The organism is Vibrio pomeroyi (assembly GCF_024347595.1).
Lineage (GTDB): Bacteria > Pseudomonadota > Gammaproteobacteria > Enterobacterales > Vibrionaceae > Vibrio > Vibrio pomeroyi.
This window is the reverse complement of record NZ_AP025506.1, coordinates 2,811,097-2,824,590: the sequence shown is the minus strand read 5'-3', so window position 1 is coordinate 2,824,590 and position 13,494 is coordinate 2,811,097. Positions and strand designations below refer to the sequence as shown.

At 44.8% G+C, this 13,494-nt stretch carries 13 protein-coding genes; 10 read left to right on the top strand and 3 right to left on the bottom strand.

From position 1 onward, the window contains the following. Positions 1-53: 53 nt before the first annotated feature. Positions 54-368: a YqcC family protein gene (locus OCV12_RS12315; RefSeq protein WP_261884761.1), complete on the top strand. Its 315-nt coding sequence runs from the start codon at positions 54-56 to the stop codon at positions 366-368. Next, positions 368-1,117 (top strand): tRNA pseudouridine(65) synthase TruC, encoded by a 750-nt coding sequence (gene truC / locus OCV12_RS12310; RefSeq protein WP_261884760.1) that lies wholly within the window; start codon positions 368-370, stop codon positions 1,115-1,117. The genes OCV12_RS12315 and truC overlap by 1 nt, the downstream gene beginning before the upstream one ends. A 130-nt stretch (positions 1,118-1,247) precedes the next feature. Here truC and OCV12_RS12305 read toward each other — a convergent pair whose 3' ends face one another. From OCV12_RS12305 to map, 3 genes are all read right to left on the bottom strand, one after another. Then, positions 1,248-1,631, bottom strand: a complete 384-nt coding sequence (locus OCV12_RS12305) for a DUF3461 family protein (RefSeq protein ID WP_017056299.1) — start codon at positions 1,629-1,631, stop codon at positions 1,248-1,250. A 164-nt stretch (positions 1,632-1,795) separates the two neighbouring features. Then, the gene (gene glnD, locus OCV12_RS12300; RefSeq protein ID WP_176680302.1) at positions 1,796-4,417 is read right to left on the bottom strand and encodes a bifunctional uridylyltransferase/uridylyl-removing protein GlnD; all 2,622 of its coding nucleotides are present in this window, start codon (positions 4,415-4,417) and stop codon (positions 1,796-1,798) included. A 141-nt stretch (positions 4,418-4,558) separates the two neighbouring features. Next, the gene (gene map / locus OCV12_RS12295) at positions 4,559-5,437 is read right to left on the bottom strand and encodes a type I methionyl aminopeptidase (protein ID WP_176680301.1); all 879 of its coding nucleotides are present in this window, start codon (positions 5,435-5,437) and stop codon (positions 4,559-4,561) included. Between the two features lie 457 nt (positions 5,438-5,894). Between map and rpsB the strand changes: the two genes are divergently transcribed. The 8 genes from rpsB to rseP all read left to right on the top strand — a co-directional run bounded on the left by rpsB (position 5,895) and on the right by rseP (position 13,484). Continuing rightward, positions 5,895-6,626: a 30S ribosomal protein S2 gene (rpsB, locus tag OCV12_RS12290; RefSeq protein ID WP_009847420.1), complete on the top strand. Its 732-nt coding sequence runs from the start codon at positions 5,895-5,897 to the stop codon at positions 6,624-6,626. A gap of 141 nt (positions 6,627-6,767) precedes the next feature. Further along, the gene (tsf, locus tag OCV12_RS12285; protein ID WP_017630772.1) at positions 6,768-7,613 is read left to right on the top strand and encodes a translation elongation factor Ts; all 846 of its coding nucleotides are present in this window, start codon (positions 6,768-6,770) and stop codon (positions 7,611-7,613) included. Between the two features lie 161 nt (positions 7,614-7,774). Then, positions 7,775-8,506 (top strand): UMP kinase, encoded by a 732-nt coding sequence (gene pyrH / locus OCV12_RS12280; RefSeq protein WP_017630771.1) that lies wholly within the window; start codon positions 7,775-7,777, stop codon positions 8,504-8,506. Between the two features lie 97 nt (positions 8,507-8,603). After that, positions 8,604-9,161 carry a ribosome recycling factor gene (frr, locus tag OCV12_RS12275; protein WP_026084234.1) on the top strand — a complete coding sequence of 186 codons (558 nt, stop codon included), beginning with the start codon at positions 8,604-8,606 and terminating at the stop codon, positions 9,159-9,161. A gap of 98 nt (positions 9,162-9,259) precedes the next feature. After that, positions 9,260-10,012, top strand: a complete 753-nt coding sequence (locus tag OCV12_RS12270) for an isoprenyl transferase (protein ID WP_017063364.1) — start codon at positions 9,260-9,262, stop codon at positions 10,010-10,012. A gap of 15 nt (positions 10,013-10,027) precedes the next feature. Further along, a complete protein-coding gene (locus OCV12_RS12265) occupies positions 10,028-10,870 on the top strand; it encodes a phosphatidate cytidylyltransferase (protein WP_261884759.1) in 843 nt (280 codons plus the stop codon). A gap of 50 nt (positions 10,871-10,920) precedes the next feature. Further along, positions 10,921-12,129, top strand: a complete 1,209-nt coding sequence (gene ispC / locus OCV12_RS12260) for a 1-deoxy-D-xylulose-5-phosphate reductoisomerase (protein ID WP_261884758.1) — start codon at positions 10,921-10,923, stop codon at positions 12,127-12,129. Then, entirely contained in the window at positions 12,126-13,484 is a 1,359-nt protein-coding gene (gene rseP, locus OCV12_RS12255) for a sigma E protease regulator RseP (protein WP_017066403.1), read from the top strand. The genes ispC and rseP overlap by 4 nt, the downstream gene beginning before the upstream one ends. Positions 13,485-13,494: the final 10 nt, after the last annotated feature.

The following is a 13,494-nucleotide window of genomic DNA, read 5'->3' as shown; positions in this document are numbered from 1 at the left end:
ATGGTACTCTATGCCCCAATTTCAAGGTCACTAGATAAATAACTTGGTGAAAAATGACAGCTGCCACAAAGTTACCTCCTTTACTTCAACAATTAGAACAACAAATGCGCCAATGTTCGTTGTGGAGTGATGTTCCACCTTCGGACGAAGCTCTGGCCAGTGTTGAACCTTTCGCGATTGATTCGTTACAACCTGAAGAGTGGTTGCAGTGGATCTTCATCGTGAAGATCAACGCAATGATGGATGCACGAATGAGCTTACCAAAGGGCTTTGCTATTCATCCTTATTTTGGTGAAGTATGGAAAAATGAGGCAGACAAGGCCGAACTGCTAGTGACGATTCAGAGCATTGATGAGGTATGCGCGTAATGTTAGAGATCATTTATCAAGATGAGTATTTTGTCGCGGTGAATAAGCCGGCGGGCATGTTAGTGCATCGCTCATGGTTGGATAAACACGAGACTCGATTTGTGATGCAAACACTGCGTGACCAAATTGGTCAGCACGTATTTCCTCTGCACCGCTTAGACCGCCCAACGTCTGGCGTATTGGTGTTTGCTCTGTCGAGTGAGGTTGCGTCTGAGGTGATGCCAATGTTCGCTAACCATGAGATGCAAAAGACTTACCATGCAATTGTTCGTGGTTGGATAGAAGAGGGCGATACGCTCGATTACGCGCTGAAGGTTGAGTTGGATAAGATCGCAGATAAGTTCGCGAAAGAAGACAAAGAAGCACAAGAGGCGGTGACAGTCTATGAACCGCTAGCAAAAGTCGAAGTGCCATATTCTACAGGACGTTTCCCAACGAGCCGTTATTGCTTGGTTGAGATGATGCCAAAGACAGGTCGCAAACATCAGCTGCGTCGTCATATGGCTCACCTAAGACACCCAATCGTTGGTGATACCTCACATGGTGATGGTAAGCACAACCGACTGTTTCGTGATGATTTAGATTCGCACCGTTTGTTGCTGCATGCGTCTGAATTACGCTTCATTCATCCTTTCACTAAAGAAGAGTTGGTAATGAAGGCGAACCTAGATGAAACGTGGTTAAGGTTGTTTGAAACCTTTGAGTGGGACACCAACTTAATCGATGCTAAAGCGTGTTCGTCTAAGTAAAAGCACACGCATCTAAGCACGCTTAGAAGTAGAATAAAACAAAGGGCTGATAGTGATATCAGCCCTTTTTAATGTCTGTGTGATCTGAGCTCAACAACTAATCGTGGTTGCTAGCTGTATATTCTCGGGATCATTTTAGCTTTTCTAGATCAGCTTCGATCTCTGAGATCTTACTTGATACCACTTTCTCTAGGTGGCGCAAGTCAGTAAGGATCTTCTGCTTCACATCCATCTCAGTGGTTGGTGTCGGTTTGGTTATCTTGTTCAGTTCATCAATCACAAGAGTGAGGTTGCGGTTAATCTCAGTCACTTCTTTGTATTGATTGTTGCCACCGCTAACAAGCACACTTTTTACTTGTCGTGGGTACTTAAACTTAACGCTTTTCGCGAACAATTCGCCTTTCTGCTTACGAAAGTAAATCTTAAGGATATCTTTGTGCGCTTCTTGGCGAAGGGAGTAACGTTCAATCTGTTTAGGTTCGTGGATACCTAAGCCAGTGAGGTTTGGATACATAAGCGACCTCTAGTTTATGAATGTAATACTTTTATGTAATTGACTTAATCAATGTAGCAGCCTAGCGACGAGCTAGATAGTTGATATCTGGGAATTGATTGTAAGTTGTGGGCAAGATCGCTCTCTATCTTTACCCACATTTATTTGACGGTAAGATTCTCTTTTTAAGGCGCAAGTTCCGAAACATGTTCCGTTAATCTTTCTCTCAACGCTTGCTCTTGTTCTTCAGAAAGCCTTCCTCCCGCTTCACTGGTCAGAATGAACAAATCCTCTGCTCGTTCACCTATAGTGGTGATTTTTGCGCCGTGTAAATTAATGTCTAACTCAGCAAAGGTAGCACCTACTTGAGCCAATAGCCCTGGCGTGTCTAGAGCTCTTAACTCCATTAAGGTGCGCTTTTTACTCTTGGTTGGTAGGAACTCAACCAAAGTCTTCACCTTGAAGTGCTGTAAGTTACGAGGTGTGCGGCGTGTCTTGATCTTAGTCGGACGACCATCCGCCAGAACATGAGTCAGGTGCTTAGCCACGGCTTTGTGTCTTGCTTCATCAATCGCTTCACCATGTTGGTCGAGTACGATAAAAGTATCCAAAACATGACCATCTTTGCTGACCATGACCTGCGCGTCGTGAACGTTAAAATTACGTCTATCAAGCTCGGCAACCACGGTCGCGAAAAGTGCAGCTTGGTCTTTGCAGTAAACGAATACCTCTGTACCACCACGCGTCGCTTTTTTGCTGATCAGCACTAATGGTTGGCTTGGGTCTTCTAGGCGAAGTAAGTGCTCACAGTGCCAAGCGATTTGTTTATGCGTGTGACGTAAGAAGTAATCGGCTTTAAAGCGTTGCCACAACACTTCAATTTCACGAGCAGTGAACCCTTCTTTACGCAGCAATGCTGATGCCATTTGTTGATTGTGACGAATACGGTCTCTGACATCGACAGGGTTTTCTAAACCACGGCGAAGTGCACGCTGTGTTGAGTGGAAGAGCTCTGCTAGCAGGGTGCGTTTCCAACTGTTCCATAGCTCTGGGTTAGTCGCACAGATGTCAGCGACGGTTAAGCACACCAGCAGCTCTAATGACTCTTCATCGCGCACTTTCTTGGCGAACTCGGTGATCACATCCGGGTCGTAGATATCACGGCGCTGAGCGGTTACTGACATCAATAGGTGATTTTGAACGAGCCATGCTACTTGCTTGGCTTCTGGCTTTGATAGCCCGTGTTCAATACAGAAAGAGTAAGCCTCAACCGCGCCAATCTCTGAGTGATCTCCGCCACGGCCTTTGCCAATGTCGTGGAAGATAGCCGCAAGAATCAGCAACTCTTTTTTCTGTACGCGAGGATACACTTCACAACAGATAGGGTGCTTGTCGTGGTTTTCAACTTGGCTAAAACGATTGATGTGCTTGAGAAGGCGAATACTGTGCTCATCCACGGTGTAAACATGGAACAGGTCGAACTGCATCTGACCGACAATCTGGCTCCACTGTGGTAAATACGCCGACAGCACGCCCAGTTTGTGCATCAAGCTAAAGGCTTTGTGCAGAGCGTTCGGGTGACGAACCAAGGCCATGAATTTCTCGCGAGCCTCAGGAATCGTATGCAGGAATCGGTTTAATCGACGACGTGCCGTACGTAGTTGTCGCAATGTTGGTGGACTAACGCCTTCGATGGACGAGTCGTTCGCGATATGAATAAACATATCGAGAATGGTTTCTGGTCTCGCTTGGAATAGAGCAGGCTTGCGTGCTTCAATCAGTGAACCACGGCGCTGGAAGTCATTGTCGAGAATCTCAGCGTCTTGAGTCTGACCGCCATTAATGATCGCTTGATCAAACAACTTAAGCAGCATCTTATTGAGTTCAGCGACACGACGAAGCGTACGGTAGAACTCTTTCATCATCATTTCGACGCCACGGTTGCCTTCGCCCGTATAACCCAAATGTTCAGCGACTTGAGCTTGATGAGCAAACGTCAGGCGGTTGTCGTAACGGCGCAACTCAATATGCAGCGCAAAACGAACGCGCCATAGGAAATCTTGGCACTCCACTAACTCACGATATTCAGCATCAGTTAGAAAGCCGTACTTACTCATTTCCAGCAAAGATGTGGCACCGAAGTGTCGACGCGCAACCCAGCTCAGAGTGTGGATGTCTCTGAGTCCGCCTGGAGTCGATTTGATGTCGGGTTCAAGATTGTAAGTGGTGTCGTGGTAGCGAGCGTGACGCTCTCTTTGTTCTTGAATCTTAGCCTTATAGAAAGTCTCACTTGGCCAAAATGAATCAGAGTGAATCTTCAGCTTCAGTTCTTGGAAGGTGTCTTCGCTGCCGCACAATAAGCGCGACTCTTGCAGGTTGGTTGCAACGGTTAAGTCATCAATGCCGATATCAAGACACTCAGCAATGGTTCGTACCGCGTGGCCGACTTCGAGTCTCAAATCCCAGAGTAGGGTGATGAACTGGCTGACTTTTTCGCCAAGTGCTGGTGGTAATGTTTTCTGTGAGACGATAAGGATATCAATGTCAGACAAGGGATGAAGCTCACCACGGCCATAACCACCTACAGCGACGAGGGAAATATGAGGCAGTTTGTTGAATCCGAAATGCTCCCATAGTCGATTGAGTAGCAAGTCCATGTATTCGGAGCGCAGCAACACTAAGTCGGTAACTGGGTGATGATTCAGGAATTCATTTTTTTGATACTGCGTGAAGATCTCGAGCTGATTTTTTAATTCGCAAATTTCAATTTGTTCGTCATTGAACGTAAGAGGGCATTGATAAGGCATAGGGTCTGCTATCCGTGCAAGCAAATGAGAATAGTAAACAATTTAACAGAAGCTGATGGAAAATCGAAATTGAGTGGATAAAAAAATATCCTCGACAAGGCGAGGATATTTTTAAAAGGCTGATGCGTTCAGTTCGATGAACTAAGCGTTTTTCATGATACGTGGAATCGTATCGTCGCTGCGTAGTGTCAATACTTCACAACCTGTATCAGTTACAACTAGCGTGTGTTCCCACTGCGCCGAGTTTTTGCTGTCTGCTGTGTACACTGTCCAGCTATCTTGGTCATCAAGACGGCAGCCAAACTTACCCGCGTTGATCATTGGCTCGATAGTGAAACACATACCCGCTTTCAGTACTGTGCGGTCGTTGTTTTTGTAGTGAACCACTTGTGGATCTTCGTGGAACTCAGAACCAATGCCGTGACCACAGTAATCTTTAACAATAGAGAACTTCGCACGTGGGTTGTTCTTGTTGTTTGTTTTGATGTACTTCTCGATAGCGGTACCGATTTGGCCAAGTTGAACACCTGGCTTAACTTGGCGCATGCCTTCGTAAAGTGCTTCTTGAGCAACCATGCACAGACGTTTGTTTGCCGGTGATACTTCACCCACTAGGAACATCTTAGAGGTGTCACCGTGGTAGCCTTGTGGACGAGTGCTTAGATCTGCGTTTTCGTCATCAGGGATGATTACTGTGATATCAACGTTCAGGATGTCGCCATCTTTCAGTACAGCAGGTTTGAATTGACCAGTGCTGCCAGTCTCATCTTGTGATGCTGGAATACCGTGGCACACAATGTGGTTGATAGACGTACAGATAGACTTAGGGAAACCGTGGTAATCAAGTGGTGCTGAGTATGCGCCTCTTTCTAGAGCGTACTCGTGACAGATTTGGTTTAGCTCTTCTGTCGTTGTACCCACTTGAATGTGAGGTTCAATCATCTCTAGAATTTCAGAAGCCAGCTTGCCGGCGACGCGCATTTTTTCAATTTCTTCAGCAGTTTTAATTTTTACAGCCATTGCATATCTCTTAATTTGGTAGCACCTAAGTGTGCATATTGGGGCTATTCTATCAGTGCAGCAATTTAGCGCAACATTCCCATATCCGTACAATACTGGTGGATACTTCTCAACCTGAGTGAATCATGTTCGGTTTGTTGATACCGAAGCTATTGGAAAGGGACACTATTTATAGAGGAAATTCGCCTTTAGGGATCAGTATAGCAGTCGCCATTTTTAGATTTTTTTCTAGCCATAGATAGACAAAATATGGTATAAAGCGCGCCGGACATCAGGACTGTTTTCTCCAATTGGCGAAACTGACTTTGTGTCTACTAACTTATATCTTTAAATCACACACATTCCGACACATGTTCCGGGGTGCCTCAACAACACGAATAACGGCTGAAAAGTGGTTAGTTGTTAGGGGTCGGATTCATGGGGGATGTGGAGGCCTAACCCCATAGAGGATTTTAAAATGGCAACTGTATCAATGCGCGATATGCTTAAAGCTGGTGTTCACTTCGGTCACCAAACTCGTTACTGGAACCCAAAAATGAAGCCATTCATCTTTGGTGCTCGTAACAAAGTACATATCATCAACCTAGAAAAAACTGTACCAATGTTCAACGACGCTCTAGCTGAAATCGCTAAAGTTGGCGAGAAGAAAGGTAAAGTTCTTTTTGTTGGTACTAAGCGCGCTGCATCTGAAGCTGTTAAAGAAGCTGCTATCAACAGCAACCAGTTCTACGTTAACAACCGCTGGTTAGGCGGTATGCTAACGAACTACAAAACTGTTCGTCAGTCTATCAAGCGTCTGAAAGAACTTGAAGCGCAAGCTCAAGACGGTACTTTCGACAAGCTTACTAAGAAAGAAGCTCTAATGCGTACTCGCGAAATGGAGAAGCTAGAGAAATCTCTTGGTGGTATCAAGAACATGGGCGGCCTACCAGACGCTCTATTCGTAATCGATGCTGATCACGAACACATCGCAGTTAAAGAAGCAAACAACCTAGGTATCCCAGTTTACGCTGTAGTTGATACTAACTCTAACCCAGACGGCGTTGACTTCGTTATCCCAGGTAACGACGATGCAATCCGTGCAGTACAGCTTTACCTAAACGCTGCTGCAGACGCGGTTAAAGAAGGTCGTAACAAAGATGTTGCTGCTGTAGCTGCTGAAAAAGATGGTTTTGTAGAAGCTGAATAATAGCGGCTCTGAATCACGCTTGGCTTAGCTAATTTAGATTTTGAAATCTTTATTAAATGTAAGCTAAGTTATAGTTAGATCGGGGGCCTCATTTTGGCCCCTGATTTTTACCTTATTTTCGAATCAACCGAGGAATAGAGAATGGCAACTGTAACTGCTGCTCTAGTTAAAGAACTTCGCGAGCGCACTGGCGCTGGCATGATGGAATGTAAGAAAGCGCTTGTAGAAGCAAACGCTGACATCGAACTAGCAATTGAAAACATGCGTAAATCTGGCGCAGCGAAAGCAGCTAAGAAAGCTGGTAACGTTGCTGCTGAAGGCGCAATCATCATCAAAGAAGAGAACGGCGTAGCTGCTCTTCTTGAAGTTAACTGCCAAACTGACTTCGTAGCAAAAGATGCTAACTTCACTGCATTTGCAGAAGAAGTTGCAGCTGCAGCAGTAGCTTCTCAAGCAACTGTTGAAGAGCTACAAGCACAGTTCGAAGAAACTCGCGTTGCTCTAGTTGCAAAAATCGGCGAAAACATCAACATCCGTCGCGTACAATACGTTTCAGGTGTTGCACTAGCCTCTTACCGTCACGGCGAGAAAATCGGTGTTGTTGTTGCTGGTGAAGGCGAAGCTGAAACTCTTAAGCACGTTGCAATGCACGTTGCTGCATCACGTCCTGAGTTCCTAAACCCAGAAGACGTACCTGCAGACGTAGTTGCTAAAGAGAAAGCCGTTCAAGTTGAAATCGCTATGAACGAAGGCAAACCAGCTGAAATCGCAGAGAAAATGGTTGTTGGCCGTATGAAGAAATTCACGGGCGAAATCTCTCTAACTGGTCAAGCTTTCATCATGGAGCCTAAGCAAACTGTTGGCGCTATCCTTAAAGAGAAAGGCGCTTCAGTATCTAACTTCGTACGTCTAGAAGTTGGTGAAGGCATCGAGAAAGCTGCTGAAATGAGCTTCGCTGACGAAGTTGCAGCGGTACAAAAAGGTTAATCCTTAGCGTATTGTTTGAAAAAAGACCGTGGCCATTGCTGCGGTCTTTTTATGAATAGTGAATTATTTTTTGCTCGCACGTTAGCTGTTATGAATGCGAACTGACATATTCAGTTTTTATCCATGACTGTTAATCATCAACTCTTTGGAAGGTAAACTCCATGACTACGAACCCTAAACCAGCGTATCAACGTATTCTGTTAAAACTTAGCGGTGAAGCACTACAAGGCGAAGAAGGTTTTGGTATTGACCCGACGATCCTTGATCGTATGGCTCAAGAAGTAAAAGAATTGGTTGAACTAGGTGTTCAAGTAGGTGTTGTTATCGGTGGCGGTAACCTTTTCCGTGGTGCAGGTCTTGCAGAAGCTGGCATGAACCGCGTTGTTGGTGACCACATGGGTATGCTTGCAACGGTAATGAACGGCCTTGCAATGCGTGACGCTCTACACCGTGCTTACGTAAACGCACGTGTAATGTCAGCAATCCCTCTTAAAGGTGTGTGTGACGACTACAATTGGGCAGATGCAATCAGCCAACTACGTCAAGGTCGCGTTGTGATCTTCTCTGCTGGTACTGGTAACCCATTCTTCACTACGGATTCTGCTGCGTGTCTACGTGGTATCGAAATCGAAGCTGACGTAGTTCTAAAAGCGACAAAGGTAGATGGTGTATTTACTTCTGACCCTGTAGCAAACCCAGACGCAGAGCTGTATGATACGTTGTCTTACAACACGGTTCTTGATAAAGAACTTAAAGTAATGGACTTGGCTGCATTTACGCTAGCACGTGATCACAAAATGCCAATCCGCGTATTTAACATGAATAAGCCAGGCGCACTACGTCGCGTGGTTATGGGTGAAACTGAAGGTACATTAATCAGCGACGCTGACTAATTTTTCGGGCTTACTGAAGGTTATACTTCGGTAAGCTTATCCTTATCACTCCAAATAAAAAGCTTTCTTGAAGAAAGAACATAATCAAGGTGAAATTGTGATTAACGAAATCAAAAAAGACGCTCAAGAGCGCATGGTAAAAAGTGTTGATGCACTAAAAAACAGCCTGCAAAAGATTCGTACAGGTCGTGCGCACCCAAGCCTACTTTCTGGTCTTACTGTTGAGTACTACGGTGCTCCAACTCCTTTGACTCAAGTAGCTAACGTTATCGCTGAAGATGCACGTACACTAGCTATCACAGTGTTTGATAAAACACTGACTCCTCTAGTAGAAAAAGCAATCCTAACATCTGACCTAGGCCTAAACCCTATGTCTGCTGGTACGGTTATCCGTGTTCCACTTCCACCGCTAACGGAAGAGCGTCGTAAAGACCTAGTTAAAATCGTTCGTGGCGAAGCTGAAGGTGGCCGTGTTGCTATCCGTAACATCCGTCGTGACGCGAATGGCGATCTAAAAGCGCTTCTTAAAGATAAAGAAATCTCTGAAGACGAAGATCGTAAAGCACAAGACGAAATTCAAAAGCTAACTGACGCTGCGGTTAAGAACGTAGACGAAGTTCTAGCAACTAAAGAAAAAGAGTTGATGGAAGTTTAATTTTCCCTATTCTTTTCTTTCCGGAAAAACGCTGTACTCACGGTGCAGCGTTTTTTTATGCTACTCTGTTCGACTATTAGAATTTGATTCACTCTTTTATGCATAATTCTCAAGCGTTCACAGACTCTCTTCCTAAACACATTGCTATCATTATGGATGGTAATGGTCGCTGGGCAAAAGCTCAGGGCAAGCCTCGCGTCTTTGGTCATAAAAACGGTGTTCAAGCCGTTCGTAAAACCATCTCTTCTGCAGCCAGACTTGGCATCAAAGCAGTCACTCTTTTTGCATTTAGTAGCGAAAACTGGCGCCGTCCTGAAGAAGAAGTCGGTATCTTGATGGAACTGTTTATTTCAGTGCTATCGAGTGAAGTAAAAAAGCTTCATAAAAATAATCTACAACTTCGTGTTATTGGTGATAAAAGTCGTTTCAATGATCGACTACAAAAGAAGATAGAAGAAGCGGAAGCTTTGACTAGCACCAATACCGGTATGGTTATTAATATTGCAGCTAACTACGGCGGTAAGTGGGATATCCAGCAAGCAATGACCTCTATTGCTCAACAGGTAAAGTCTGGCGATATTAATGTAGATGACATTGATGAAGCTATGATTACACAGCACCTGACGATGGCAGATATTCCTGAGGTTGATCTACTTATCCGTACCAGTGGCGAATGTCGCATTAGTAATTTTATGCTTTGGCAGTTGGCTTACGCCGAAATGTATTTCACTGAACAATTCTGGCCAGACTTTAATGAAGACAGCTTAGTAGAAGCTGTGACTTGGTTTGTTAACCGTGAGCGCCGTTTTGGATGCACCGGTGAGCAAATTAAAGCTCTGATGGACAGTTAATAAGGATTTTTTGGTTTGAAACAACGAATTATTACGGCGTTGATTTTGGCTCCCCTAGTTATTCTAGGAATTTTCGAGTTATCACTTCCCACGTTTATTCTTTCATTAGCGGTTATTTCGCTATTGGGATACTGGGAGTGGACTCAATTTGTTGAAAGCAAATCGCGTTATCTAGCGTTGATTCCTACGGTTGTGGTAAGTGCTGCAAGTTTTGCTTTTATCCCTTTTGATGCATTTAGTCTCAATAATTTATCGAGTGCTCACTACGCCATTCTAACGATTGGTTCGATTTGGTGGGTAATCGCGAGTGGCATGGCTGTGACTTATCCTAAGTCTATGCCTGCATGGAAAGATTCCTCTCTTCTTCGTCACGCCTTTGGTGTGCTGACTCTGCTACCATTCTTCTGGAGTGTGGTTATCCTGCGTGCTAATGGTATTGATGTAGACCCTTACCACGGTGCGAAATTGGTGATGTTTGTTTGCTTGCTTGTGTGGGCTGCAGACAGCGGTGCTTATTTTGCAGGAAAGAGCTTTGGTAAACGTAAAATGGCGCCAGCTGTAAGCCCTAACAAGACCATTGAAGGTTTGATTGGTGGCATTATTACTGCGGTGATCGTGGCTTGGATCTTCGCTGATTTATTTGATATCCAATTCACCAGCCCGCTTCACATGATTGTTATTACCCTTGTGACCGTCGTTATCTCTGTTCTTGGCGACCTTGTTGAAAGCATGTTTAAGCGTGTTTCTGGGGTGAAAGACAGTAGTAATCTGATTCCTGGTCATGGTGGTATACTTGATAGAATAGATAGCTTAACGGCTGCATTCCCTGTCTTTGCTCTGCTTTATATAGCATTCTAATTAAAAGGGCAGTGATTCTGCCCTTTATTACATTTCTACGGTCATATGTGATGCGAAATCTAACTATCCTTGGCGCTACCGGCTCAATTGGTGCAAGTACCCTAAAAGTCGTTGAGCAAAACCCAGATCTCTATTCGGTTGTAGCACTGGCTGCCGGCTCGAATGTTGAAAAGATGCTGGCGTTAGTTGAAAAGTGGCAACCAAGCTATGTTGCTATGGCTTGCCCTGATGCTGCATCTCAGCTGACGGACATGTTGTCTGCGGATTACCCAAGCATTAAAGTCCTTTCAGGCACTGAAGGCATGTGTCAGGTTGCTTCTTTAGAAGACGTGGATACAGTAATGGCTGCGATTGTTGGTGCAGCAGGTCTGCTTCCTACGATGTCTGCGGTTAAAGCGGGTAAGCGTATCTTGCTTGCTAATAAAGAAGCTTTGGTGATGTCTGGTCAGCTGTTTATCGACGCCGTGGAAAAATACGGAGCAGAGCTGCTTCCTGTCGACAGTGAACATAATGCTATTTTCCAATGCCTTCCGCAGGACGTACAAACCAAACTAGGCCGCTGTGACCTTGAAGAAAACGGCATTAACCATATTCTTCTGACGGGTTCTGGTGGTCCTTTCCGTTATACCGATGTGGCTGAGCTCGAATCAGTGACTCCTGAACGCGCAATTGCACACCCTAACTGGTCTATGGGTCCTAAGATCTCTGTCGATTCTGCGACTATGATGAATAAAGGGCTAGAGTACATTGAAGCGAAATGGCTATTTAATGCTTCTCAGGAGCAGTTAAAGGTCATCATTCACCCGCAGTCTGTGATTCACTCTATGGTCCAATACAAGGATGGCTCTGTGCTCGCTCAAATGGGCGAACCGGACATGGCAACGCCAATTGCTTTGACGATGTCTTACCCTAATCGTACCGAAGCGGGTGTTAAGCCTTTAGACTTTACCAAAGTGGGCGAGCTTACCTTCTTAGAACCAGATTTTAGTCGTTACCCGTGTTTGAGGTTAGCGATTGAAGCGTGCTATTTGGGTCAGCATGCGACAACAGCCATTAATGCGGCAAACGAAATTGCGGTCGATGCTTTCTTGCACAATCAAGTGAAGTTTACCGATATAGCTGTCATTAACGAACACGTTATGAGCAAAGTATGTGAACAACATAACTCTGAGGGCTTAGATAGCTTGGAAAGCCTTCTCGAGCTAGATAATATGTCTCGTCAAATAGCCATTCAATTTATTAAAGAGCAGCTAGCATGAGTGGAATTCTGTGGAACTTCGCATCTTTTATCGTAGCGCTTGGCATTCTAGTCGCTGTTCATGAGTTTGGACATTTCTGGGTTGCTCGTCGTTGTGGTGTGAAAGTTGAAAAATTCTCGATTGGTTTTGGTAAATCAATCTGGAGTAAAGTGGGCCGTGATGGTACTGAATACAGCTTGTCAGTGATTCCACTGGGCGGCTACGTTAAGATGCTTGATGGTCGTGTTGATGATCTTTCTGAAGATGAACAGCAATACGCTTTCGACAAGAAGCCGCTTTGGAAACGAACGGCGATAGTTGGTGCAGGCCCTGCATTCAACTTTATCTTTGCGGTGTTCGCGTATTGGCTAGTATTTTTGATTGGTGTACCCGCGGTTAAGCCCGTGATTGGTGAAGTTACTCCGCAATCTATTGCTGCACAAGCCGGAATTGAAACTGGAATGGAACTTAAATCTATTTCAGGAATCAAAACCGCAGATTGGGAATCAGTCAATATGGGTTTGATATCACACATTGGTGATCAATCCATGACAGTGACGGTTGCTTCTCAAGACGACATCGGCTTTGAGCAACAAATGACATTGGATATTTCAGACTGGTCGTTCAACCCAGAAACTGAATCTGCAATGACAACGCTGGGTTTTAGACCGTATTCTCCAGAGATATCGACCGTACTGGCTCAAATCATTGATGATGGCGCTGCATACGATGCAGGTCTTGAAGCTGGCGATAAAATTGTTGAGATTAACGGCCAACCTATTGAACAGTGGCAGTCGGTTGTTGAGTTAATTCGTGCAAATCCAATGACATCATTGGATTTGGTGGTATTGCGAAATGGCGCTGAGCAGTCATTGGTTATGACACCAAAAAGTCGAGAGCTTTCTGATGGTTCGACAATCGGCTATGCAGGTATTGCTCCGGAAGTCGCAGAATGGCCAGAAGATTATCGCTTTGAGTTACAATTTGGTGTAATTGAGTCTGTAGGAAAAGCATTTGATAAAACAGGTCAAATCATTGGTTTGACACTGACAATGCTTAAGAAGCTCATCGTTGGTGATGTTGGCTTAAACAACTTGAGTGGCCCTATTTCAATCGCTAAAGGTGCAGGTACAACCGCCGATTATGGTCTGGTTTACTTCTTGGGCTTTTTGGCTCTGATTAGTGTTAACTTGGGGATTATTAATTTGGTTCCGCTGCCTATGCTTGATGGCGGACATTTGCTGTTTTTCGCTATTGAGGCCGTTACTCGTAAACCAGTACCTGAGAAAGTTCAGGAAATGGGATACAGAGTGGGAGGGGCAATCCTCTTCTCATTAATGGCTCTGGCAATATTTAACGATTTTACTCGTCTGTGAATGGTTTCTC